The organism is Campylobacter concisus, assembly GCF_003049705.1.
GTDB classification, from domain to species: Bacteria; Campylobacterota; Campylobacteria; order Campylobacterales; family Campylobacteraceae; genus Campylobacter_A; species Campylobacter_A concisus_AR.
This window is the reverse complement of the sequence record NZ_PIRF01000003.1, coordinates 151,116-175,316: the sequence shown is the minus strand read 5'-3', so window position 1 is coordinate 175,316 and position 24,201 is coordinate 151,116. Positions and strand designations below refer to the sequence as shown.

The window sequence follows — 24,201 nt, the reverse complement described above, 5'->3', positions numbered from 1 at the left end:
GATTGATAAATTTTAATCGTCTTGAACAAAGCCAACTTAAATAAATAATGCAAAAAAGTATGAGAAATTTATGTAAATTTTTTGCTGTTTTTAGAGTTTAATTATTAGCCCCTTTACAAAGGGGCTAGATGACAAATTTTGATTAAAGTTTTGCTTTTCTTTTGCGCTCTGTTGGGTCTAAATAGCGCTTGCGAACGCGGATATTTATAGGCGTAACCTCGACTAGCTCGTCATCTTCTATCCACTCTAGCGCACGCTCAAGGCTTAGCTTTCTAGGTGGCACAAGCTTGATCGCATCGTCACTACCACTAGCACGCACGTTTGTTAGGTTTTTGCCCTTGATAGGATTTACATCAAGGTCGTTTGGACGGCTGTGCTCGCCGATGATCATGCCCACATAGACTTTTGCTTGCGGATCAAGGAAAAGCACGCCACGATCTTGCAAATTAAATAGCGAATAAGCAAGCGTTACGCCGTTTTCCATCGAAACTAACGCGCCATTTGTTCTGTGCTCGACTGTGCCGCTTAGTGGTCTAAACTCCAAAAAGCTGTGGTTCATAACGCCCTCGCCTTTTGTATCAGTCAAAAACTGACTTCTAAAGCCGATAAGTCCGCGCGCTGGGATCTCAAACTCGATCCTTGTTTGGCCATCGCCTGTTGGGTTCATAGAGACCATTTCCGCTTTTCTTTTGCCAAGTTTTTCTATGACTGTACCTGTCGTATCATCAGGCGCATCGATAACCAAAAGCTCGTATGGCTCGCATTTTACGCCGTTTATCTCTTTTACGATGACCTCAGGTCTGCCAAGTAAAAACTCATACCCTTCACGGCGCATATTTTCAGCCAAAATAGTAATCTGAAGCTCGCCACGGCCACTTACTTTAAATTTGCCCTCGCCGATATTTTCATACTTCATCGCGATATTTGTCTTCATCTCGTTTGCAAGGCGCTCATCGATCTTGTTTGATGTGACGTGTTTGCCCTCAGTACCTGCCAATGGGCCGTCATTTACAGAAAATACAACGCTAAGTGTCGGCTCTTCGATGTGAAGAGGATCTAGTGGATGAGGATTGTTTGGATCAACGACGCTATCGCCAACGTCAAGCGCATCAAAGCCAGCGATCGCTACGATGTCGCCAGTACCAGCTTCGTTAATATCGGTTCTTTCAAGACCCATAAAGCCGATAAGCTTTGAAATTCTACCAGTTGTCTTTGTGCCATCAGCCTTTGCAAGCATCACGTTTTGGTTTTTAGATATCTTGCCGTTAAAAATTCTTGCAATACCGATTTTGCCGACGTAGTTATCATAATCAAGAGTAAACACTTGAAGCTGAAGTGGGTTCTCGTCGCTGCCGCTTGGAGCTGGTACGTGAGCCAAGATAGTCTCAAAAAGTGGCTGCATATCTTTGTTTTCATCGCTTAGTTTTAGCTTTGCATAGCCATTTTTAGCAGCGGCATAAACGACTGGAAATTCTAGCTGCTCATCGTTTGCATCAAGTGCAACAAAAAGATCAAAAATTTCATTTATAACGCGGTCTGGATCGCCTGCTGGCTTATCTATCTTATTTACGACGACGATTGGGCGAAGTCCTAGTGAAAGTGCCTTTTTGACGACGAATTTAGTTTGTGGCATAACGCCTTCTTGCGCATCGACAAGCAACAAAACACCATCAACCATCTTAAGAACACGCTCTACCTCTCCACCAAAGTCGGCGTGACCCGGGGTGTCTATGATGTTGATCTTTGTATCTTTGTAGCGAATAGCAGTATTTTTAGAAAGAATCGTGATGCCACGCTCTCTTTCGATGTCGTTACTATCCATTACACGCTCGCCAAGGTTTTGATGCTCATTAAATGTTCCTGACTGTTTCAAAAGCTCATCAACCATTGTTGTTTTACCGTGGTCGACGTGTGCGATAACGGCTATATTTCGTATCTTTTCCAAATTTTTCTCCGTTTATTAGTTTGCTATTTTTCGTTTGTCAGTTTTAAAATAGGGGCAGATTATAGCCAAATTTTTATAAATTTTAAGCTGATATCAAGAAATTAATTTTTGGAATAGATTTTGCATGTTTGGCATTAAGTTTAAAAATTTGAAAGGTTTAAATGCAAGCTTATACAGCGAAAAATAACGTAGATTTGCTGGCTCCTGCTGGAGGTAAAAAGCCATCTGCTTCTAAGAAATCTCAAAATAACGGCGAATTTTTGTCGATGGTTTTAGATGCAGCTGCGAGTAAGGCAAATAGCGGCCAAAAAATCACTGAAAAAGATGTTAAAGAGATAGTAAAAACGGTTACCACTCAAAAAGAGACACTGCAAAAAGCACAAAGCGAAAGCGTGGCAAAAATTTCAACTGCACTTGAAGAAAATTTGGACGAAAATACAAAAAATGAGCTCTATGAAAATGCAAATTTCATGCAGCTTTTGCAAGTTTTAGAGATACTAAATGGCAATGAAAAAGTAAGTAAATTTCCAAATTTTAGCGACAAAATAGCAAATTTCTTAAGTGTGCCCCAAAACGTCGAAGAGCTTAGCAACGTTAAAAGCGTTAGCGATCTTATCGACCTTGCTAAGAAATTTGACCTTGGCCTTGAAAATATAGAAATTTCAAACGAAGATGTGCCAAAACTAAATGAGATGTTTAAAAATTTAGGTAAGAAAGAATTTTTCACACCGATAAAGACCGAAGAGAAGCCTTTTTACCTAAAAGAGCTAAAAAATGAAGTCGAGCAAACTATCATCAAAAACGAGCCAAAAGAGGTCGTAAAGCTTGATACTTTGTTAAAAGAGGTAGTGGCAAATCCAACTAATGAAACTAAAAATTTAGTAAAAGAAGAGCCTAAAAAGCTAGATAGCGAAGTAAATCTTGATGATGAGATAGTGGATGTTGAGCCAGAGGAGCAGCCAAAAGAGCCAAAAGTAAAGGTAAATTTACACGAGCAAAAGGCGCAAAAAGCCCCAACTTTAGAGTCGTTACTCTTCCCTGAAAGAGAACAACAAAAAAATGAGAATTTAGAGAGCAAAGAGACATTTAATAGCGATAATAAATCAGAACTAAATCAAATGGTAAAAGATATCGCTAGTAGTGCCAAACACCAGCTTCAAACAAAGGCTGAGATAAAAGAGACGCTTAGTAACTTCTCTTCTACACTAAAAGAGCAGGTGCAAAATTACAAAGCTCCAATCACTCGTTTTAACATAACACTTAATCCACTAAATTTAGGCGAGGTCGAGATTACGATGGTAAATCGAGGCAACAACTTACATGTAAATTTTAACTCAACTACTGCTACGATGAATCTCTTTTTGCAAAATCAAGCCGAGTTTAAAAATAGCCTTGTAAATATGGGATTTACCGAGCTTGAGATGAATTTCTCAGATCAAAATCAAAGACAAGATAAAAAAGAACAAGCAAAAAATAAATACAGCTCAAATCAAAGCGATGAGAGCGAAAACACTCAAGCGGAACAAAGCTTGCTTGAGCTAGTAATACCAAGATATATTTAGGAGAGATCATGGCTTCAGTTTCAGATATAACTACACAAACAACACAACAAAAAAACGCCGAGAAAAAGGCAAAAGCAAAGCAAGATGCGGCAGCTGGCACAGGAACTAACCCAAATGCGCAGCTAGATAAAGACGCATTTATGAAGCTACTTTTAACAGAGCTTCAGTATCAAGACCCAACAAGCCCTATGGATACTGAAAAGATGCTCACACAAACTAGCCAACTAGCATCACTAGAGATGCAACAAAATACAAACTCAGCTATGAAAGAGCTTGTAAATCAGTTAAAATCAAATGCAAATGCCTACGCTATCTCAGCCCTTGGAAAAATGGTCTCAACTGGTTCAAACTCGGTTTTACTAACAGATGAGCAAAAAACTGTAAATTTTGCACTTTATTTTAAATCAGATCTTGCAAATGGTAAGCTTGAAATTAAAAATGCAAATGGAGAGGTCGTTCGTTCAATCGATATAAAAGATCTAAAATCAGGAGTTCGCAGAATATCTTGGGATGGCAAAGATGATTCTGGAAAACAATTACCAAACGGCGCATATACAGTCTCTGTTAATTACACTGGAAAAGATGGTAATTCATACAAGACTCAAGTAGGTAGCTATCCGGTTGAAGCAGTAAAATTTGTAGATGGTAAAGCCATGATAAAAATAGCAGGCGAATATGTTCCAATGGATAAAATATCTGAATTTTACGAAGGATAAAAGCCATGATGAGAGGTTTTTACAACGGAATTAGTGGCATTAAAACACAAAGCTTTGGCATGGATGTTTGGGCAAATAATATCTCAAATATCAACAACGTAGGTTTTAAAGCTTCAATCCCTGAGTTTAAAAATTTAATCAATCAACATATGGCTTCTGCTGGAAGTGGTCCAACTAACAATCAAGTAGGTCTTGGAGCTACGAAGCAAACGACAGCTTTAAAGATGACAAATGGTAGTTTTCAAAATACTGATAATAACTTTGACCTAGCCATAGGCGGTAAAGGCTTTTTTGGTGTCGTTGATAAAAATGGTAGAAACTACTACACAAGAACAGGTAGCTTCGATATAGATGGGGCTGGAAATTTAGTAGATAATAAAGGCAACTTGCTTCTTGGTACGTTAACAAGTTTTACTCCAGTTACTCCAAGTGCTAATGCTCTTAGAAAATATGGTCAAGCAAAAGGTACCACGCAGGCATTTACTGCAAAAGAAGAAGATCTAAAACTAGCCGATACTGGCTCACAAAAAGGCATAAATTTACCTCATTTCTTATTTATGCCAGCCAAGCAAACAAAAAATATAGATTTTAAAGGCAACCTAAACTCAAGTCTAATAACAAATAGACAAACAACAGCCATTGATGCGGCAAATTTTAATTATACACTCGATAATACAAACAAAACTATCTCACTAAATGGGCAAATCCCGCTAAGTCAGACAAGATTTGGTGCAAAAGCAGGTGATAGCGTAGTGGTAAAAGTAAAAGACGGTGATGGTAAATTTAGTGAGTTTTCAACCACGCTAGAGAGCGATGGCAGCTGGCATATAAACAATAAAAGCCTAAAATTTATGAATTTTGCTAGCTTAGATATAAAAGCAGAAGTTACATCACTAGTTGAAGTAGCTAATAAAGAAAAACTAAGTTCAGAGATATATAACAGTGATGGTACAAAGAGCTTAGTAACTATAAATTTTACAAAGCAAATCCCTCAAGGTGGTGATCAAACCATTTGGAATGCAACAGCTACAATAACCGATGCTAATGGTGTTGTACAAAATACAGCTATGGGAACACTTACTTTTGATGGTAGCGGTAGGCTTGTTACAAATACATTAACAAGCGTTGGAAACGTGGCTTTAAATTTTTTTGGCGATGGAGATGCAAATGTCTATAATGGCATAACAAGCTCGGCTAATTCAAAAAAAGACTTTGTCATAAAAGCAGATGGCTACGCCGAAGGAAATCTCACAAAATATAGCGTCGATGATCGTGGAAATATAATGGCAAATTTTGATAATTCTCGCTCATTTATAGTTGCAAAAATAGCTCTATATCACTTCCAAAATGAGCAAGGCGTATCAAAAGTGGGTGATAATCTCTATGAAGCAACTCCAAATTCAGGTGAAGCATTTTTTTATAAAAATAAAGCTGGTGAGACCATTTATGGCTCACAAATTCTTGCAAATAAACTTGAAATGAGTAATGTCGATCTTGGTCAAGCGCTAAGTGAGGTTATAGTCACACAAAAGGCTTATGAGGCTAGTGCAAAAAGTATCACAACAAGTGATGAAATGATCCAGACTGCTATTCAGATGAAGAAATAATTTTTATGCTAGTTGATGATTAAAAATTTAAAATGAATGATAATTTTAAGAATAGAGTTTGACTTCGTTTATTAAAAACTCATAAACTCTTTGCTGAACTAAAATCTCTTCCTCACAGCCACTCATCAAGCGACGAAGGTGAGAAAAATCTATCTTTTTGGCGTATCTTTTATGATCTTTTAGGTCTTTATCAATGCTTAAAAGTAGTGCATCAAGTGTGATTCTATCGTTTCTTTTAACTCTTGTTACATACTCTTTAACAGTTTGGATCAAAAAGTCTTTTCTGGTTTGGTCATTTTCATAAATTTCATTTGTAATGTCATTTAAAACAAAAAAATCATCTTCGTCTGGGTCAAATTTAGCAGAGATCATAGCGGCAAAAATTTTGGCACGAAATTCTAAAGATTTGTGATGATAGATAAAAAAATCTCTAAAAGCTGATAAAAAACGAAGTTTAAACTTTCCAGACATTACTCTACTTTTTGTGAAATTTTGGCTGATTATATACTTTTAAAGCTAAATTTTTAAAAATGTAACTATAAAACTAAATTTAAGTATAGTTTTTGTATGATTGCGAAGCTCCTTCTTAGACCTGTGCAATGCTTTTTATGAGCACCGCTTCAGGGTGGGAACACAGCAGAGCACTTGTATTAAGTGTGTGCCGCAGTCATCTGAGAGGGGGTCTTTCTAAACCAAAATGCTCATTAAAATCATCGCAAATTTCTAAAAAATCCACTCCATCGATCTTAGGTTTTTCGCTAAAAAATTTATACATATTATTAAAGCCGTCAGTTAGCTCTTTTGACTTGACGCCGTAGCTTATAGAAATTCCAGCTTCGATGTAGGCTGAGAGCTTGTCGCAGTATTTTAGCGCTTTGCCGTCGATCGGATTAAATTTATCATCATTTACGTTCTCCATAGTCCCTTCATGGCAGATGATCTTGCGCTCGTAAGTCCTATTTTCAAACTCATCTTTTATAAATTTCTCGCCATCTTTTCTGATACCAAGGATGTAGCTAAACTCATCTTTGATCTTTTCAGGCACAAATGGCAAAATCCTCTCATCAATAAGCCTCATCTCATACTCGCTGATGATCTCATTTAGCCCCTTTACACCGTATTTTACAGGGCTTATGATGTCCCTTGTGAGACTCTCTGGCAGATCGTGAAATAGTGCACAAAAGAAGTTATTTTCTAGGCGTTTTTTGCAAGCTTTTGCTTTGAGTGAGTAAAAATAGCTAAGTATCGCAACTACTAGCATATGTCCTAAGACCGCTGTTTCAGGGATACGAGGCGTTTGTGCCCAGCGCTTTTGAAACCTTAACCTGCCACTAAGATCAACTAGGCGGGCTAATTTTTGATTCATAGCGATCTTTCTAACGCCAATTAGCTCATAATAATCCTCAATCTCCTCTTCAACCTTAGCTTTAAGCTCGTCGATGTCGCTTAAAAACTGACTCGTTTGATAGACGATGGAAAATTCCCATCTAGTGGCAAGATAGCTAGCTGCTTTTAGGATAAGGCGTTCTTTTTCATGCTTTTTATCACTTTTAAAATAACTTTTAAATCTCTCTAAAAACTCCCCATCTTCAATATCTGAAATAAGGCTATCAAGATTACTTAAGACCCAGCTATTTATCTGCTCTTTTTTTGTCTTTTGGATATGGTGAAAGACGTCTGGACGTATGTCTGTGACTACGACCCTACTTAAAAACTCAAAAATTCCAGCCTCAATGATATAGTTCATATCGGCGTCTTGCTCTTGTTTTGCTATGAAATAAGCGATGATAAATTTATGAGCTTGCTTATCAAGCTCGACTAAATTTGTCATCTTTGGATAGTCGTTCCAACGTGATATAGATGCTGCTTTAAAGATATGTTCTATAAGCTTAGCACTTATCATTATTTATCCTTTTTGACTACTTTTGGCTTCTTATCATCGGCATAGCTTATCTTTCTAAAGCCCTCTTTATTTGAGCTTCTTCTTGGCTTGTCATCTTTTTTAAATTTATCATCTCTGCTGCCTCTATTGCCACGATCACTTGTACTTCGTCTCTCGCGTGGCTTATCACTAAAGTTTTTCTCTCTACTTCTTGGAGCGAATTCTTTTTCTTCAGCTGGTTTTTTTACGACTAAATCAGAGCTGATTTCAATAACCGTATGAACATTTCCACGTGGGTTAAAGTCGCCCACTATCTTCATAAATTTAGGCTCAAGTTTTTTTTCTAAAACAGAGTAAATTTCATTTATACTATCTTCGTGGCTGATGTTGCGGTTCATAAAGCTATTTATATAAAGCTTTATCGCTTTTAGCTCGACTACAAGCTTATTTGGTATGTACTCAAGATAGATTGTGGCAAAGTCAGGATAGCCAGAGCGAGGGCAAAGGCAGCAAAATTCAGGCAAAGTGATCTTTATGACATAGTCCCTTGTTTGCTTATTTTCCCAGACCTCAAGGTCACTCTCTACGTCAAATTCTTTCAAAATTTTTTCGCCATATTTTATATCTAGCTCTTCGCTCATCTTTTATCCTTTTTCTTTTAAATATCCAAATGCTTAACGTCTTTTGCGTGGTCTTGGATGTAGTTTCTTCTTGGCTCGACCTCATCGCCCATAAAGAGATTAAACGTATCAGAAGCACTTATAGCGTCGTTTATATCGATCTTTAAAAGTCTTCTGTTCTCAGGGTTCATCGTAGTTTCCCAAAGTTGCTCAGGGTTCATCTCACCAAGACCTTTGTAGCGCTGAATATATGCGCCTTTTTTCGCATTTTTCTCTACTTCATCAAGCACTTCTATAACGTCACTATGCAAGTCTAGGCCGCGCTCTTTTATCTTTTGGCTAATATAAAGCGCCTCTTCGTAAAGTGGATTTGTGAATAAATTTTCATTTACTACAAGCTCTTCTAAGCCGCTTTCAGTTTGCACATAAATTCTAACCTCATCTTCGCTAACATAGTGGTTTAGGATGTTGTGACCCTCAGCTTTTAAGAAATTCTTTAAAATTTCAAAAATTTCATTGTAGCTTTTTGAGACAATGTCTGGATTTTCTATCATATAGCGGATCGCTGAAAGGACGTTAAAGCGTTTTTCAAGCTCTTTTAAGACGCTTCTATAGGCTGCAACGATCTTTAAGAAATCAATCAAATCAGCACTACCGATACCCTCTATATCAACGCCCTCTATGCCAGTTTCGATAAGAAATTCGTTTAGTGCCTTTTCATCTTTTAGATAAATTTCTTTCTTACCTTTTTTATATCGGTAAAGTGGTGGCTGAGCTAGGTAGATGTGACCATTTTCTACAACTTTATTTAAAAATCTAAAGAAGAATGTTAAAAGCAGTGTCTGGATGTGGCTACCATCGACGTCAGCATCGGTCATGATGATGATCTTATGATATCTAAGCTTCTCAGCATCAAATTCATCTCCGATACCGCAGCCTAGAGCTGTTATCATATTTTTTATCTCGTCAGATTTTAAAATTTTATCCAGTCTTGCCTTTTCAACGTTTAGAATTTTACCCTTAAGCGGCAATATCGCTTGGAAAACTCTATCACGTCCTTGTTTTGCAGAACCGCCAGCAGAGTCGCCCTCCACTAGATATAGCTCGCTAATTACTGGATCTTTACTCTGACAATCAGCTAGTTTGCCAGGAAGTGTGCCTACGCTCATACTCTCTTTTTTACGAGTTAGATCCCTAGCTTTTTTAGCAGCCTCTCGACCACGAGCTGCCATTAGAGCTTTATCCATTATCGCTCTTGCTTCGATAGGATTTTCTTCAAAATACTTTGTAAGCACGTCAAAAACCATCTTTTGAACGATAGGTTTTACGTAGCTTGAGCCTAGTTTGCCCTTTGTTTGTCCCTCAAACTGCGGCTCTGGCACTTTTACGCTAACAACTGCGATAAGTCCCTCGCGGATATCTTCGCCAGTTATCTTTGTATCTTTTTCACGTGCAGCAGCGTTTGCTTGAACGTAGTTTGTGATAACTCTTGTAAGGCCTGCTCTAAATCCAGCCTCGTGTGTACCACCATCTGGAGTTTTGATGTTATTTACAAAGCTTAATAAATTTTCACTATAAGTGTCGTTGTAAAGTAGTGCAAAATCAACAAGCACGTCATCTTCGCCGCCACTAAATGATACTGCTTTACTGACAGCATTTGCCTTGTTCATATCAGTTACAAAGCTCTCAAGTCCACCCTCAAAATGAAAGCTCTCGCTTCTGCCATTTCTTTGATCTTTAAAATTTATAGTTATCTTTGGGTTTAGATAGGCTAGCTCGCGAAATCTTTTTACTAAAATTTCATCATCAAATTCAGTCACTTCAAATATGCTATCATCTGGCCAAAACTCGACTTGTGTGCCTGTGCGGTTTGTAGTTTTTATAACTTCAAGATCGCTTTGTGGGATACCTTTTGCAAATTCTTGTCTGTGAAGCTTGCCATCACGTTTGATATTTACGACTAACTTTTTAGAAAGAGCATTTACAACAGATACACCAACGCCGTGAAGACCGCCTGAGACTTTATAAGTGTCCTTGTCAAATTTACCACCAGCGTGAAGCACAGTTAAAACAACAGTCGCAGCTGAAATTTTCTCAGTTGGGTGCATATCTACTGGGATACCACGGCCATTATCGCTAATGATCGCTGAGCCTTCTCGTGTAAGCTCAACGTCTATCGTATCGCAGTATCCTGCCATCGCTTCGTCAATAGAATTATCAACGACTTCATAGATCATATGGTGAAGACCGCTTATATTAGTATCGCCTATATACATGCCTGGGCGCTTCCTAACCGCCTCAAGACCTTTTAGTACTTTGATATTTTCTGCGCCGTAATTATTTTCCATAATCTTGCCTTATCTTATAAATTTATCGGCATTATTATTGTTGTTAATTCTTTTGAATTTACAACAAATGCTAGTGAGCTTTCATTAAATCCAAGCTCAAAATTTTCGTCCTCGATACTACTTAAAAAGTCAAGTAGATATCTATTTTTTATACCTATGAAAAATTCATCTCCAAGCTCTAAACCAGTTTGATAATCTATCGTAGTTTTTGCTTCAGAATTATCTTCTATAACACTTTCAAATGTTATATTGTCTTTTGCAAAAGATATTTTCATTGTATCGCTTAGCATTGAGATAGTTTTTATGCCTTCTATCATCTTATCTCTACTTAGCTGAAGTCTTTTTCTGACCTCTTTTGGTATGACACGCTCATAGTCTGGAAATTTACCATTTATAAGTTTTGTGAAAAATTCAAAATTTTGGCTTTGTGCGATTAAGATATTTTCATCATAGTAAATTTCTATCTTGTCAAAAAATAGTTTTTGTATTTCATTGATAGCTTTTTTAGGGATTATTAGTGAAAATTCTTTTTCTGTTGGTGTTTGAAATTTAAATACACTAAGTCTTCTTGTATCAGTACCAACGATGTTTATAAAGTCTTTTTTAATATCAAGAAAAGCTCCATTTAGTTCAAATTTTGGGTTATTACTATCAATACTTGGTAAAATTTTCTTTAAACTTCTTCCTAACATAACAGCATCAACATCAAATTTTGATTTACCCTCAATCGTTGGAAATTCTGGGAAATCTTCAAATTTATACATTGGAAGTTTATATTTTGAGTTTTTTTGTTTTATATAAAGATAGTTATTTACAGTTTCTAACATCACTTCTTCGTCTTTTAGACTTTTTATAATGTCAAGTAGCTTTTTACCATTTGCAGTTGCGTAACCTTCATCAACGATTTTTGCATTACTTAGCTTGTATGCTAGACCTATTTCATGATCAGTTGCTTTTATGTTTAAAACACCATCTTTTGCTGAGATATAAATGTGAGAAGTTATAGCACTAAGATCTCTTTTTTCAAGATATGGATTTGTATTTGTTACTATGCTTTCAAGCATATTTTTGTTTATTAAAACTTTCATTAAAAACTTCCTTCTATTTTTAAATTTAATTTTTTTGTTTTAGTAGGTGATGTTAAAAAGTGAAAAGTGCTTTTAAACATCGAAATACAGCTATTTGAAATGTGAAAAATTATATTTTCTTTTTCACATTTATTCATAAATTTCATATTGTATTTTATCCTTTTGTCAAAATTTTGTTTTTTAATTCAGTAACTTTTAGACTAAAAATTTCATTAGTTTGTATTAGCTCATTTATCTTTTTAATATTATGACTAACGGCACTGTGATCTTTCATACCAAAATAGTTTGCAATTTGCGGCATTGAGTTTGTTGTAAGCATCTTTGCAAGATATATGATGATTCGTCTTGCTTCTACGATATTTGTAACTCTTGATTTGCTTTTTATATCACTTTGTTTGATATTTAGTTCTTTACTAACTATTTCAACGATAGTATCGAAATTTATATTTTCACGTTTTTCTTTGATTAGATCTTTTAATATACTTTTTGCAAGATCAAGTGTGATTTCTTCTTTCATAAGAGTTTTAAATACGTTTAAATTTATGATAGCTCCCTCGATCTCACGGATATTATCTCCCATGTTTGTAGCTATGTAGTTTATGACCTCTTTATTTAGATCGATTTTATCAAATTCACATTTTTTAATGATGATAGCTATCTTTGTATCAAGTTCAGGTGGCGTAATATCAGCCATAAAAGCCTTATCAAATCTTGAAATCATCCTATCCTCAAAGCCTTTTAGTGTCTTTGGAGGTCGATCTGAAGTCATAACTATTTGACCATTTTTTGCTAAAAGTTCATTATATGTGTTGAAAAATTCTTCTTGGATTTTATCAGTTTTACCAAGAAACTGTACATCGTCTATTAGTAAAACATCGCAGTTTCTATATTTTTCACGAAATTTTGGCATTGAGTGGTTATTTATGTGACTGGTAAAATCTATCATAAATTGTTCGCTAGTTACACAAATAACGGTTTTTCCTTTATTTAGGCAGTGATTTCCGACTGACTGGAGTAAGTGAGTCTTGCCAAGTCCCGTAGTCCCGTAGATAAAAAGTGGATTATAAAGTACGCCAGGCTTTTCAGCGGCTGCTTTTGCGCTTAAAAATGCGTATTGATTTGACGCTCCACATACAAAATTTTCAAATGTGTAGCTTGGATTTAAAATGCTACTTTGTGTTTTTATCTGCTTAACATTTATTTGATTTTGTTTTGATACCTTGCTACTTTTAGTAGATGAAATTTCTATATTTGGTTTTATGCCTGTTCTAACTTCATATAGATGAGCGATTTTATCAGCATATCTTGTATTTATAAATTTAGCCATCAACTCATTTGGTGCAGTAAATACGATAATATGATCGTCTGAAGCCTTTTCGTTAAATTTTAATTGTTTTATATAACTTTGGTATTCTTCAGGTGAAATTTGTGTTGAAAGATTTTCTAAAATTTCGTCTGCTATCAAATTTTTATGCCTTAAATTTCGAGAATTTTTATAGTGATACTATCTTAATTTTAATAAAACCTTTGTTAAACTCTGACAAACTTTTTCACATCGTGAAAAAGTCGTGAAAAAGTATTGAAAAGATAGTGATGAAAATTTTAGGAATCGACCCAGGCACGAAGAATTGTGGTTATGCAATACTTGAAAAAAATAAATTGAAAACTACTCTTCTTGAAGCAGGACTCATAAAAATAAAACCAAACACACTTCAATATCAGATTACCGAGCTTTGTGAGGGGCTTGATCTCATCTTTAAAAATCATAAATTCGACGAAGTTGCCATCGAAGATATATTTTTTGCCTACAACCCAAAAACGGTTTTAAAGCTCGCTCAGTTTCGAGGAGCACTTAGCCTTAAAATTTTACAGCTTCATGGTGATTTTGCTGAGTATACGCCACTTCAGGTGAAAAAAACTGTCACTGGCAAGGCCAAAGCTGATAAAGAGCAAGTGGCATTTATGGTGAAGAAAATTTTAGGTATAAACAAAGAGATAAAACCGCTTGATATCACCGATGCAATCGCGATTGCACTAACTCATGCGAATAATTTAAGAGTAAGCTAAATTTGATAGGAAAAAGATGGCAATAGTAAAAGCATTATTAATTGGCGAGGTGAAAAACTATGGCTCGCAAAGTGCAACTGATAAGTTAAATACACCATGGAGTTCAGCTATATTTAAAGTAGCTCAAAATGGCGAAATTTTCGCAAATGAACTTGGCTTTGTGGGTGATAGTGTCGCTGATACAAAGCACCATGGCGGCCCTGAAAAGGCAGTTTTTGCAAATTCATTTGCAAATTACGCTGATTGGGAGAGTTTTTTAGGATTGAAAAATATGGCTTATGGAGCTATGGGTGAGAATTTATGCATTTACGGTCTTGATGAGAGTAGTGTCTGTGTAGGTGATATCCATAAAATCGGCTCACTAGTCCTTCAAGTATCGCAGCCAAGAAAGCCTTGCTTTAAGCTCTCAAAAAGATGGGGTAATGAAAATATGGCTACTCACATCTTTGAAACCGGCTTTACTGGCTGGTATTACCGCGTCATAACACCAGGATCGTGCAAAGCAGGTGATATGATAGAAGTTATAGAAAAAGATCCAGTTCATATGAGCATTTTAGAAGTAAATAGACTTTTTTACGCTCCAAATAAAAATTTAAATTTACTAGAGAAATTTAACTCTCTTACTACTCTTCCAAAAAGTTGGTACGGTGATATGGAAAGACGTATTCAAGGTATTTATAGTACGGAATATATGAGAAATTTATAATAGTAAGTAAAATTTTTATTATTTTAATACCCACAAACATTCAGATATTACAAGGCTTATGTGAAATTTTGCATGAGCCTTTAAATTTTAAACATTTTTTACGCTAGAATTACCAAAAATTTAAAGGAGAAGATATGCCATTACTTGATAGTTTTTGTGTAGATCATGTGAAGATGAAAGCCCCAGGAGTAAGACTAGCAAAAAGTATGAAGACCCCAAAAGGCGATGATATCAGCGTTTTTGACTTGAGATTTTGCAAGCCAAATGAAGAAATTTTACCAGAGAAAGGTACTCACACTTTAGAACATTTATTTGCTGGCTTTATGAGAAACCATCTAAACGGCAACGGCGTAGAGATCATCGACATCTCGCCGATGGGCTGTAGAACTGGCTTTTATATGAGTGTGATCGGCACACCTAGCGAAGAAGCTGTAAAAAAGGCATGGCTTACTTCGATGAAAGATATCCTAGAGGTCAAAGATCAAGATAAGATCCCAGAGCTAAATAAATTTCAATGCGGCACTTACAAGATGCACTCACTTGATGAGGCACACGCCATAGCAAGCAAAATTTTAGCACAAGGTCTAGTCATCATAAATAACGATGAGATCAAGCTTGATGTTGATGCTATGGGACTAAAAAAGCACTGATTTGAAACCAATAAAACAAGAAAATCAAGCCTATCTAAAAGAGCAAATTTTAACCTATCTTGGTAACAAACGCTCACTTTTAGGCTTTATCGAGCGAGGCGTAAAATACGCAAAAGACGAGCTTAAAAAAGAGAAGCTTAGCTGCTGCGACCTCTTTAGCGGAAGCGGCGTGGTGGCTAGGTTTTTAAAACAAAATAGCGAATTTCTAGTCGCAAACGACTTGGAGCTTTACAGCTTCATCACAAACTCATGCTACCTGCAAAACGCCACAAATGAACTAAAAAATGAGATAAATTTCTGGCAAAAAAGACTTGAAAAAGAGATAGAAGATAATCTTTCTGAAGGCTTTATAACAAAACTTTACGCTCCAAAAGATGATGAAAATATCGCTTTTGGCGAGCGGGTCTTTTACACAAGAAAAAATGCTATCTTCATCGACACTGCAAGAAGGCTCATAGATGAGCTAATGCCGGCTGAGATGAGAAAATTTTTCATAGCCCCACTTCTTTATAATGCAAGTGTACATGCAAATACAAGTGGAATTTTTAAAGGTTTTCATAAAAATAAAGATGGTATCGGTCAGTTTGGTGGCAGGGGGCAAAATGCCATCTCAAGGATCACTTCTGATATAAATTTGACTAAGCCAATTTTTTCAAATTTTAGTGTGCCATTTGAGGTCTATCAAAAGGATGCAAATTTGCTGGCAAAAGAGCTTAGTAGTCTTGATCTAGTCTATCTTGATCCGCCCTATAACCAGCACCCATACGGCTCAAACTACTTCATGCTAAATCTCATCGCAAGCTACGAGGAACCAAGTAAAATTTCAAAAGTTTCAGGCATCGCAAAGGACTGGAACAGATCAGTTTTTAATAAAAAATCATCAGCAAGCGAGGCATTTTTTGAGCTCATAGCAAATTTAAAGGCAAAATTTGTACTCATTTCGTTTAACTCAGAGGGCTTTATCAACCAAGATGAATTTGATCAAAACCTAAATAAAATTGGCAAAGTTCATCTACTTCGCCAAAAGTATAACGCCTACCGCGGTAGCAGAAATTTAAAAGCCAGAAACATCCACGTAGACGAGCTTCTTTACGTTTTACAAAAGTAAATTTAGCGCTCATTTCATCACTTCTAAATCACAAATCACACTAACATAAATGTTAGTTTTGCTCATCCTCTGGCAAGCACTTCTCAAAGATAAATTTATGCTCATTTGGCAAGGCGTCGTAGATAGCATTTGCTAAATTTCTTATCTCCCAAAGGGCTGATTTTGAGCTTCTAAGAGAGATAAAATTTTGCAAGCTTCTAGCGTTTATGCTCCATGTAAGCTCGGTTTTATAGCACTCTGGTAGGCAGTATTTAACGATATCAAGGCTTTTTGTGGTTGAAGCTAAAATTTCACGTAAATTTTCAAGCGCTTTTATGCTCGCGTTATCGACCATTTCGTCATTTGTTAGCACGATAAATTTAGCTGCACGCTCAAACTGCCCTACTTCAAATTTCTCCTCTTTTTTTAGCTCTTTTAGCGTGTAGCGGGTTGATTTGACGCTTAGGCTCGCTAAGCGGTGGCGGGCTAGCTCTTGAAGTAGTGCGCGCGAGATGCCTTGGATGTAGAAGTTGTAGTAAAGATGCTCTAGTGTTGAAGCGTGTTTAAATTTATTACCCACCCTGTCTATCAGCTCGACGTCTTTTTCGCCGCCGTTGTCGCCTTTTTCAAAGCTTTGCCAGCATGTGCGGATCGCGTGAGAGCAGATATTTAGTGGGGTGTGATTTAGAAGCGTTACTTGCATATTTTCTCTTTTTGTGAAATTTTTTAGCATTTTACAAAAAGAAGGCTGATTTTATTTGTAAATTTAAAAGGGAGCGAGCGCCCCCTTTATGATTATTGTTTTAGTTGAAGAAGTGTGTTTAGCATCTCATCACTTGTTGTGATCGTTTTTGAGTTTGCTTGAAAGCCTCTTTGGATGACAATAAGATCTGTTAGCGCACGGCTTAGATCGACGTTACTAGCTTCAAGTTTTGAAGCTGCGATCGTTCCCTTATCGCCTGTACCAGCTGCACCGATGACTGCTTCACCTGAGTTTGCGGTTTGTGAAAAGACATTTCCGCCCTCGCTTTGAAGACCTTCGTTATTTGTAAAGGTAGCAAGTGCTACTTTGGCTAGGCCAAAGCTTTGTCCATTTGAAAATGAGCCTATTATTGTTCCAGTCTCATCTATTTTTATGCCATTTAGAGTGCCGCCTGTGTAGCCATCTTGTGAGATTGACTCAGTTGATGAGTCTTTATCAAAGCTTGTTAAGCCGTTAAAGTCAGTTCCCAGACCAAAATTTAAGCTAATGTTTTGGCCACTTTGTGAGCCGTTGTTAGCTGAAAATGTTATCGTTGCTGGGTGGAAACTTGCAAGTGAGCCATTTGCGTTAAATCTAGCTGTTCCAGTTATAACGTTATCTGGGCCTTCACCTGTGTAGTTTATTTTAGCTGGCTCTGGCACTTGTATAACCATGCTCCACTCAGTTCCACCATCTGTTGTGGTACCAGTTTTTGCCCATTTGATACTAACTGTGTGTTTTGATCCAAGTGAGTCAAAAATTTCTGCCGTTGAGCCGTGGCTTGACATCATCATCTTTCCACTTGCTCTTAGAGCTTGGCCTGGGCTTAGTGCGCCATCAAGTGCTTTCATAATAGTTGTAAGTCTAACATTTTCATTTATAGCTGAATTATTTGTACCTTGAGCTGGCTTTGTAAGACCAGTTGTTGTCATATAAAGTGCATGATCTGCTACTTCATTTGATGGATTTTCTAGTTGAAATTGACCTAGTTTATTTACAGTAATCTTTGTGCCATCATTTAAATCATCAGCAAGTTTTTTAAGTGCTTCGATACCAGCTGCGTGTTTTGCATCTGGAGTACCAGTTGCAGCGTTATAAGCATTATTATAAGCTGTTTGGCATGTTGTATCAGCTATAGCTGCTCCACCAGTACCCGGAGTTATATTATGAGCTTCTGTTGCTTTTTTTATAGCATTAGGTACAGCTGAGTTTACTCTTATTTGACCGTCTCCATTGTAGTCAACGTAACTCCTTGCATCTTTTTGCATAGCAGCACGAAGATCTTCTGTTGTAGTTACTTGCCTTTCTTTCGCATCATTGTATTCGTGAACTGCTGTTGTTTGTGAGCTCGTATAGACATATTGATAAGCTGTGATAATATCTCGATTTTTTAAACCGCCATTTGCCACTCCCATTGCTGTCGTTGCTGCTACTAATTCATCACCAGTATTGACAGTTAAGTGAATATTTTTTGTCTCTTTTGTAGTACCTGAGTTATTTCTATTTATAAGTGTTAGTTTATTACCTTCTGAAATTTCAGCTCTAACGCCAGTTTTATTATACTGAGCGTTGATAGCAGCTGCAACATCGCTTATGTTTGTTACATCTCCGGTTATATTTACACCATTTAATGTTATATTTAATTTTTTTGCAGTTCCATTATTAGTAAGTGAACCAACATTATTTGGTGATTTACTTCCTATTTCAAATTTTTCAGTTTTAGCATTTGCATAGCTCACCCAGATACCTTGTCCATCTCTTAAAGCAAGACCATTTCCAAGCTCATCAAATGTAACACCTAGATCTACACCACGCTCTGTTAGGCTTTGTTCTTTTCTTGAGTTCGTATAAAACTGATCGTTATTTACATCATTCTCGTTGTGGACTTCGTTTGGATCTAAAATTCCGTCATTGTTATAGTCACGTCCACCAGCAACCGAGTCTAGTGAATAAATAGGAGTGCTTCTTTGGTCGATGGTATTGCCTGAGTCAAGGTTGCCTTTTATCTTTACTTCTGTTGTCGCTCTTGCTGGAGTAGTAAGACCCTCTTTGATCACGATATTTTTTATCGGTCCTGTTGAGTCTATAGTACCAGTCTCTTCATCTCTTGTCCAGCCTTGAACGATATAACCGCTATTGTTTACGAAGTTACCAGCCTTATCACGGACGAAGTCGCCGTTTCTTGTATAGTATCTTGTCGTTCCACCATCTGGAGATACGACAAAGAAACCATTTCCTTGAAGTGCAAGGTCTGTTTGCTTATCAGTAGATGTTAGTGTGCCTTGTGAGAAAATTCTCGTAGTTGAGTTTATAGTCGTTCCTAGACCTATTTGCATAGCATTTTGACCGCCTAGCTGACCTTGTGGAGCAGTAGCGACTCTTGGAGTTTGGCTTAGTATATCAGCAAAATTTGCACGATTGTATTTATAACCATAGGTATTAACGTTTGCGATATTGTTGCCTTCTACGTCCATGGCTATCTGGTGGGCTTGTAGGCCTGAAACACCAGACCAAAGTGATCTCATCATTGACTTATCCTTTTTGCATTTTAAATTTTTATATTTTTCAAAAAGCAAAAGATGTTCCAAAAATTTATATTGATAAAAAGTAGAAGAAATAAAAAGAAATTTGGCGTTAATTACGCCAAATTTTATCCAAGTATCATAGCTCCAACGATACCACCGATGATGAGTGGTATGTTAAAAAATATAAATGTAGGTACACAAGTATCATATATGTGGTTGTGTTCACCATCAGCATTTAGACCGCTTGTTGGCCCAAGTGTGCTATCGCTTGCAGGACTTCCAGCATCTCCTAGAGCTGCAGCTATGCCAACTAACAAGATAATGGCTGGTACGCCAAAACCAAGGCTAACGCATAGTGGCACGTAGATAGAAGCTAAAATAGGGATCGTACCAAAGCTAGTGCCTATACCCATTGTTACAAGTAAACCAATAAGAAGCATCAAAAATGCTCCGCCTATCTTGCCGCCAGATACCAAGCTAGCGTATTTTACAAGCTCGTCTATGCCGCCACTCTCTCTTAAGATAGTGCCATAACCTGCAGCAACTAGCATGATAAATGCGATAAATCCCATCATAGCAAGGCCGTTATCCATGATCTTATCTACTTTTTTGTATTCGATACCGCCAAAAACGACCATAACCAAAAGTCCAAGTAGTGCGCCAAGAGGTAGCAGCTCAGTATAAATTTGCACACCAAAAGCCACAACTGCACCAGCTAAAACCGCCCACTCCTTTTTAGTCATCTCAAGGCTTTTTGCACGCTCGATCTCATCAAGCTCTTCTTTTTCAAATTTTGAAGTTTTATAAACTCTTTTTTTACTGTAAAAAAGTATGGCAAGGATAAGTCCAATAAGCATCGAAGCGCCACCTATCCACATAACAGAAGAGATATCAGAAATAGATGTTGTTATGCCGTTATTTGCTAACTCTTTTTTTAAGATATTGTGAAAAAGCAGACCAAAGCCAACGCTAAGGCTTACATAAGGTGCTTGAAGACCAAATGTCAAAGCACAAGCTACGGCACGTCTATCTATCCCCATTTTGTTCATAATAGCAAGAAGCGGCGGGATTAAAATAGGTATAAAAGCTATGTGAACTGGGATTAAATTTTGAGATAAGCACGCTATAAATGCAATAGTTAGTATAAAAATCACTTTATTTGAGCTAAGGAATTTACTCAAAGCATTTATCAAGATAGCAGTTAAATTTGTATTTGCGATGGCGGCTGCTAAAGCACCAAGTAAAATATAACTAAGCGATGTTTCAAGATTGCCTTGCATACCGCTTATAAGGCTTTGCGTAGTCTCTTTTAGGGCCGTAAAGAGGCTATCTATCCCACCTGCAATGCCACTTTCAAATCCACTAAATCCATGCTTATACATTACTCCCGCAACAAGAGCAGAGATAAGGATAGAAAGCAAGATGTTAAAACGCAATAGACAAAGTATCGTCATCACTAAAATGCTAAAAACAACAGGATTAAATATAAGCATGAGCGTCCTTTTTGTGAGTGTTGAGAGATTATACAAATGTGTGGCTTATTAAATTTTAAAAAGAGTGGCTTAAGTGGGCTTGTGTTAAGATTTTGAGTAAATTTTAAAAGGAAAAAATGATGGATTTAGAGAAAATTTATAAAGAGGCTGGGGCATATTTAGAGGGACATTTTTTGCTAAGTAGCGGTAATCACTCGCAGTTTTATCTCCAAAGTGCAAAGGTGCTTGAAGACCCAGCTTTGGCTGGAAAGCTAGCTGACGAGCTTGCCTGTGTGATAGAGAAATTTGGCATTAAATTTGATAGCGTTTGCTCGCCTGCACTTGGAGGAATTTTAGCTGGCTATGAGCTAGCTCGCGCAGCAAAGAAGCGTTTTATCTTTACAGAGCGCGTTGATAGGGTGATGAGCTTAAGGCGCGGATTTGAGGTAAAAAAAGGTGAGAAATTTATCGTTTGTGAGGATATCATCACGACTGGCGGCTCGGCACTTGAAGCAGCGCACGTGATAGAGAGCCTTGGCGGCGAGGTAGTTGGCTTTGCAGCGCTTGCAAATCGCGGCTTTTGTAAGGTCGCAAATTTAGACAATGAAGCTAAGCCAAATGCTAAACTACCAAGCGATAAGCCATTTTTTGCTTTAGGAAATTTTGAGTTTGAAATTTATGAGCCTGAGCATTGCCCACTTTGTAAAAATGGAAGCAAAGCGATCAAACCTGGAAGCAGAGGCAACTAAAATTTATACTATAAATATAGCTATCTTTCTTTTTAAAATTGATCGATAGCTAAAATTTTTAGAAAAATCCAAAAATAGTACTCATAGAAAAATTTTAATCAAGACTTCAAATCATTTCAACAAAAATTTATAGTTTAATTTTTAAAAGTAATATGTCTTTTATATTGGTATGAATTTTTTTTAGATAATCTTATTTTTTAAGCTACCAAGTGATAATATCTGCTCAAAAAGCGAGATGAAGCTATGCAAGAATATGATATTTTAGACGTTTTATCAAATAAAAAGGTCCTTTGCCTTGAAGATGAAGAGGCGATTTTAAAAAATATTTGTGCTTCTTTGGAACTATTTTTTGCCGAAGTAAATGGCGTAACAGATGGCTATGATGCACTTGAGCTAGCGATGAGCGATGCTTATGATGTTTTGGTACTTGATATAAGCGTGCCAAATATCGATGGCCTAGAGATCGCTAAAAAAGTAAGAACTATAAATCAAAAAATTCCTATCGTGATCTTATCAAGCCACGTAGAGCAAGAGTATTTGTGGAGAGCAGTTGAGCTAAAGATCACAAGGTATCTTGCAAAGCCATATGATAAAAAGTCATTTATAAAAGCCCTAGAAGACGTTGCTTTAGAGCTTGTTGGACGCAAGCCGACTCTTAGGCTAAATGATGAATTGGAATACGATTTTGGTAAAAAAGTACTTTATATAAATGGTGAAATTTCTCATCTAAGCAAGAGTGAAAGTAGGCTTTTAGAGTATTTTTTAAATAACAAAAATCAAACTATAACTTATGAACAAATTTTTGATTATATTTGGGAGTATGAGCAGCCAAGCAAAGAGGCGATAAAGACGATCGTAAAAGAGCTTAGAAGGAAGCTTGGCAAAGATGTGATTAAAAATTTATACGGTGTAGGTTACCTTTGTGAAATATAAATTTCAGCTAATCGTTAGTGTTTTTATCTTTGTTTATCTCTTAATATCCGCACTTGTTTTAAATTTTTATAATAATCTTGCAATGAAAGATGCCAAAAAAGAGGCGTATTATGTGCTTGAGAGTATAAATTCTGTAAGAGAGTACATTGCGGGCGTTCAGCGTCCGCTAATAGAGCAGCTAAAGCGTGATGGCATTATAAAAGAGGATTTTTTTGACGAGAGATTGCTCTCATCTTCATATATAAGCCGTGAAATTTATAATATCCAAAAGAAAAAATACAATCTTGACTTTGACTACAAACTAGTTGCCATGGCACCTTTAAATAAAGCTCATGAACCAAATGAATTTGAAGCGCAGGTGTTAAGAGGCTTTAAAGAGAATAAATTTAGTGAGTTTTCAAAGATTATAAAAGATGAAAACGGCTCACAATTTTTTGTAGGACTTCCTATAAGAAGTCAAAATACATCTTGCCTAGCCTGTCACAATAGCGAAAGTGCTCCAAAACAGATGTTGGATCGTTATGAAATTTCAAATGGAAAAATTTCTGAAGCAAGTGAGATGATGGCAATGCTATCTTTTAAAATCCCACTACGTGCCATTTTTTCTTACCATTTAAAAGAGGTTGTCATCATAATGAGCGCGATAGCCTTTGTATTTGGGATATTTTTGCTACTTGTTTATAAGATGCATAGGCGCGGAGAAGAGAGCAAAAGACAGACCGAGCAGCTAATGATACATCAAAGCCGCCTAGCCTCAATGGGCGAGATGATAGGCAATATCTCACATCAGTGGAAGCAGCCTTTAGCTCAAATCAGCTCAGCTTTAATAAATTTAGAACTCTATCAGGAGCGAAAAAAGCTTGATGAAGCAAAAATTTATGAGTTTATAGAAGAGACTAGCAAGCAGATAAATTTTATGTCTGAAACGGTTGATGATTTTAAAAACTTTTTTAAGCCAAATACTTTAAAAAGGGAGTTTAGCGTAGAGGAAGTGATAAATCAGACTATAAAAATTATAAACGCCTCACTTAAGAAATATCAAATCGAAATAGAGATCGATATAAGAGAAAATTTTACGATTTTTGCAAATTTTAATGAAATAATCCAAATTTTAATAAATATTATAAATAACGCAAAAGATGCATTTAAACAAAGCTATGTAAAGCCAAGAGTAATAAAAATTTATACTTTTATAAAAGATGATCGTAAAAATTTATGCGTGCAAAATAATGCAGGAGCGATAAAGGCTTCGTTTTTAAAGGTTATCTTTGAGCCACACTTTAGCACAAAAGAGTCTGGCAGTGGGCTTGGTCTATATATGAGCCAACTTATCGCTAGCAAAAATAACGCCCTAATCTTTGCTAGAAACGTAGATGAAAATAGTATTACATTTACAATTAGTTTCGAAAATTTATAATTTATTAAAATTCCCCCTTTTCTACCCTTTTTTGGTGTTAGTATTATCAGTATGAAATCATTTTGATTTTAGGATAAAAATTTAA

At 36.5% G+C, this 24,201-nt stretch carries 20 protein-coding genes and 1 other RNA gene; 11 read left to right on the top strand and 10 right to left on the bottom strand.

Annotation, left to right across the window (positions count from 1 at the left end):
* Positions 1-142 precede the first annotated feature (142 nt).
* The gene (gene typA / locus CVT05_RS04455) at positions 143-1,945 is read right to left on the bottom strand and encodes a translational GTPase TypA (RefSeq protein ID WP_072595308.1); all 1,803 of its coding nucleotides are present in this window, start codon (positions 1,943-1,945) and stop codon (positions 143-145) included.
* Between the two features lie 161 nt (positions 1,946-2,106).
* On the opposite strand from typA, the gene CVT05_RS04450 reads away from it, so the two are divergent.
* From CVT05_RS04450 to CVT05_RS04440, 3 genes are read left to right on the top strand one after another with little or no spacing between them, the layout of a single operon-like run.
* Entirely contained in the window at positions 2,107-3,507 is a 1,401-nt protein-coding gene (locus CVT05_RS04450) for a flagellar hook-length control protein FliK (protein ID WP_107697955.1), read from the top strand.
* An 8-nt stretch (positions 3,508-3,515) separates the two neighbouring features.
* A complete protein-coding gene (locus CVT05_RS04445) occupies positions 3,516-4,223 on the top strand; it encodes a flagellar basal body rod modification protein (protein WP_021090228.1) in 708 nt (235 codons plus the stop codon).
* Between the two features lie 5 nt (positions 4,224-4,228).
* Positions 4,229-5,830, top strand: coding sequence for a flagellar hook protein FlgE (locus CVT05_RS04440; protein WP_199906734.1), 1,602 nt, complete (start codon positions 4,229-4,231; stop codon positions 5,828-5,830).
* Positions 5,831-5,875: 45 nt separating this feature from the next.
* Here CVT05_RS04440 and CVT05_RS04435 read toward each other — a convergent pair whose 3' ends face one another.
* Positions 5,876-6,301, bottom strand: a complete 426-nt coding sequence (locus tag CVT05_RS04435; protein WP_021090327.1) for a hypothetical protein — start codon at positions 6,299-6,301, stop codon at positions 5,876-5,878.
* A 112-nt stretch (positions 6,302-6,413) separates the two neighbouring features.
* On the opposite strand from CVT05_RS04435, the gene ffs reads away from it, so the two are divergent.
* Positions 6,414-6,511, top strand: an RNA gene (ffs, locus tag CVT05_RS04430) — signal recognition particle sRNA small type.
* On the opposite strand, the gene CVT05_RS04425 is transcribed toward ffs, so the two are convergent.
* The 5 genes from CVT05_RS04425 to dnaA all read right to left on the bottom strand — a co-directional run bounded on the left by CVT05_RS04425 (position 6,498) and on the right by dnaA (position 13,233).
* Positions 6,498-7,733 carry an HD domain-containing protein gene (locus CVT05_RS04425; protein ID WP_107697954.1) on the bottom strand — a complete coding sequence of 412 codons (1,236 nt, stop codon included), beginning with the start codon at positions 7,731-7,733 and terminating at the stop codon, positions 6,498-6,500. The two genes, ffs and CVT05_RS04425, sit on opposite strands and share 14 nt — an antisense overlap.
* Positions 7,733-8,353: a preQ(1) synthase gene (gene queF, locus CVT05_RS04420; protein WP_107697953.1), complete on the bottom strand. Its 621-nt coding sequence runs from the start codon at positions 8,351-8,353 to the stop codon at positions 7,733-7,735. The genes CVT05_RS04425 and queF overlap by 1 nt, the downstream gene beginning before the upstream one ends.
* A gap of 17 nt (positions 8,354-8,370) precedes the next feature.
* On the bottom strand, positions 8,371-10,680 hold the full coding sequence (gene gyrB, locus CVT05_RS04415; RefSeq protein ID WP_107697952.1) for a DNA topoisomerase (ATP-hydrolyzing) subunit B: 2,310 nt from the start codon (positions 10,678-10,680) through the stop codon (positions 8,371-8,373).
* 14 nt (positions 10,681-10,694) lie between these two features.
* Positions 10,695-11,768, bottom strand: a complete 1,074-nt coding sequence (gene dnaN / locus CVT05_RS04410; RefSeq protein WP_103593768.1) for a DNA polymerase III subunit beta — start codon at positions 11,766-11,768, stop codon at positions 10,695-10,697.
* Between the two features lie 154 nt (positions 11,769-11,922).
* The gene (gene dnaA / locus CVT05_RS04405; RefSeq protein ID WP_054195855.1) at positions 11,923-13,233 is read right to left on the bottom strand and encodes a chromosomal replication initiator protein DnaA; all 1,311 of its coding nucleotides are present in this window, start codon (positions 13,231-13,233) and stop codon (positions 11,923-11,925) included.
* Between the two features lie 122 nt (positions 13,234-13,355).
* On the opposite strand from dnaA, the gene ruvC reads away from it, so the two are divergent.
* The 4 genes from ruvC to CVT05_RS04385 all read left to right on the top strand — a co-directional run bounded on the left by ruvC (position 13,356) and on the right by CVT05_RS04385 (position 16,299).
* On the top strand, positions 13,356-13,835 hold the full coding sequence (gene ruvC / locus CVT05_RS04400) for a crossover junction endodeoxyribonuclease RuvC (protein ID WP_180371756.1): 480 nt from the start codon (positions 13,356-13,358) through the stop codon (positions 13,833-13,835).
* A 16-nt stretch (positions 13,836-13,851) separates the two neighbouring features.
* Positions 13,852-14,541: an MOSC domain-containing protein gene (locus CVT05_RS04395; protein WP_107697951.1), complete on the top strand. Its 690-nt coding sequence runs from the start codon at positions 13,852-13,854 to the stop codon at positions 14,539-14,541.
* 134 nt (positions 14,542-14,675) lie between these two features.
* Positions 14,676-15,191, top strand: coding sequence for an S-ribosylhomocysteine lyase (gene luxS, locus CVT05_RS04390; protein ID WP_107697950.1), 516 nt, complete (start codon positions 14,676-14,678; stop codon positions 15,189-15,191).
* 1 nt (position 15,192) lies between these two features.
* A complete protein-coding gene (locus CVT05_RS04385) occupies positions 15,193-16,299 on the top strand; it encodes a DNA adenine methylase (RefSeq protein ID WP_107697949.1) in 1,107 nt (368 codons plus the stop codon).
* A 52-nt stretch (positions 16,300-16,351) separates the two neighbouring features.
* Here CVT05_RS04385 and thyX read toward each other — a convergent pair whose 3' ends face one another.
* The 3 genes from thyX to CVT05_RS04370 form a co-directional block, all read right to left on the bottom strand.
* A complete protein-coding gene (gene thyX, locus CVT05_RS04380) occupies positions 16,352-16,981 on the bottom strand; it encodes an FAD-dependent thymidylate synthase (RefSeq protein WP_103595906.1) in 630 nt (209 codons plus the stop codon).
* 92 nt (positions 16,982-17,073) lie between these two features.
* Positions 17,074-19,548 carry a flagellar hook protein FlgE gene (gene flgE, locus CVT05_RS04375; protein WP_107697948.1) on the bottom strand — a complete coding sequence of 825 codons (2,475 nt, stop codon included), beginning with the start codon at positions 19,546-19,548 and terminating at the stop codon, positions 17,074-17,076.
* Between the two features lie 122 nt (positions 19,549-19,670).
* Positions 19,671-21,038: a Na+/H+ antiporter NhaC family protein gene (locus tag CVT05_RS04370; protein WP_107697947.1), complete on the bottom strand. Its 1,368-nt coding sequence runs from the start codon at positions 21,036-21,038 to the stop codon at positions 19,671-19,673.
* A gap of 119 nt (positions 21,039-21,157) precedes the next feature.
* On the opposite strand from CVT05_RS04370, the gene pyrE reads away from it, so the two are divergent.
* The 3 genes from pyrE (at position 21,158) to CVT05_RS04355 (ending at position 24,116) form a co-directional block, all read left to right on the top strand.
* Entirely contained in the window at positions 21,158-21,766 is a 609-nt protein-coding gene (gene pyrE / locus CVT05_RS04365; RefSeq protein ID WP_107697946.1) for an orotate phosphoribosyltransferase, read from the top strand.
* Between the two features lie 243 nt (positions 21,767-22,009).
* On the top strand, positions 22,010-22,699 hold the full coding sequence (locus tag CVT05_RS04360; RefSeq protein WP_072595294.1) for a response regulator transcription factor: 690 nt from the start codon (positions 22,010-22,012) through the stop codon (positions 22,697-22,699).
* A complete protein-coding gene (locus tag CVT05_RS04355; RefSeq protein ID WP_107697945.1) occupies positions 22,689-24,116 on the top strand; it encodes a DUF3365 domain-containing protein in 1,428 nt (475 codons plus the stop codon). Before CVT05_RS04360 ends, CVT05_RS04355 begins: the two co-directional genes overlap by 11 nt.
* Positions 24,117-24,201 lie beyond the last annotated feature (85 nt).

Coding starts and splice junctions, on each gene's coding strand:
- CVT05_RS04450 (WP_107697955.1), top strand. CDS start 2,107: ATGCAAGCTTATACAGCGAAAAATAACGTAGATTTGCTGGCTCCTGCT.
- CVT05_RS04445 (WP_021090228.1), top strand. CDS start 3,516: ATGGCTTCAGTTTCAGATATAACTACACAAACAACACAACAAAAAAAC.
- CVT05_RS04440 (WP_199906734.1), top strand. CDS start 4,229: ATGATGAGAGGTTTTTACAACGGAATTAGTGGCATTAAAACACAAAGC.
- CVT05_RS04435 (WP_021090327.1), bottom strand. CDS start 6,301: ATGTCTGGAAAGTTTAAACTTCGTTTTTTATCAGCTTTTAGAGATTTT.
- CVT05_RS04425 (WP_107697954.1), bottom strand. CDS start 7,733: ATGATAAGTGCTAAGCTTATAGAACATATCTTTAAAGCAGCATCTATA.
- queF (WP_107697953.1), bottom strand. CDS start 8,353: ATGAGCGAAGAGCTAGATATAAAATATGGCGAAAAAATTTTGAAAGAA.
- gyrB (WP_107697952.1), bottom strand. CDS start 10,680: ATGGAAAATAATTACGGCGCAGAAAATATCAAAGTACTAAAAGGTCTT.
- dnaN (WP_103593768.1), bottom strand. CDS start 11,768: ATGAAAGTTTTAATAAACAAAAATATGCTTGAAAGCATAGTAACAAAT.
- CVT05_RS04395 (WP_107697951.1), top strand. CDS start 13,852: ATGGCAATAGTAAAAGCATTATTAATTGGCGAGGTGAAAAACTATGGC.
- luxS (WP_107697950.1), top strand. CDS start 14,676: ATGCCATTACTTGATAGTTTTTGTGTAGATCATGTGAAGATGAAAGCC.
- thyX (WP_103595906.1), bottom strand. CDS start 16,981: ATGCAAGTAACGCTTCTAAATCACACCCCACTAAATATCTGCTCTCAC.
- flgE (WP_107697948.1), bottom strand. CDS start 19,548: ATGATGAGATCACTTTGGTCTGGTGTTTCAGGCCTACAAGCCCACCAG.
- CVT05_RS04370 (WP_107697947.1), bottom strand. CDS start 21,038: ATGCTTATATTTAATCCTGTTGTTTTTAGCATTTTAGTGATGACGATA.
- pyrE (WP_107697946.1), top strand. CDS start 21,158: ATGGATTTAGAGAAAATTTATAAAGAGGCTGGGGCATATTTAGAGGGA.
- CVT05_RS04360 (WP_072595294.1), top strand. CDS start 22,010: ATGCAAGAATATGATATTTTAGACGTTTTATCAAATAAAAAGGTCCTT.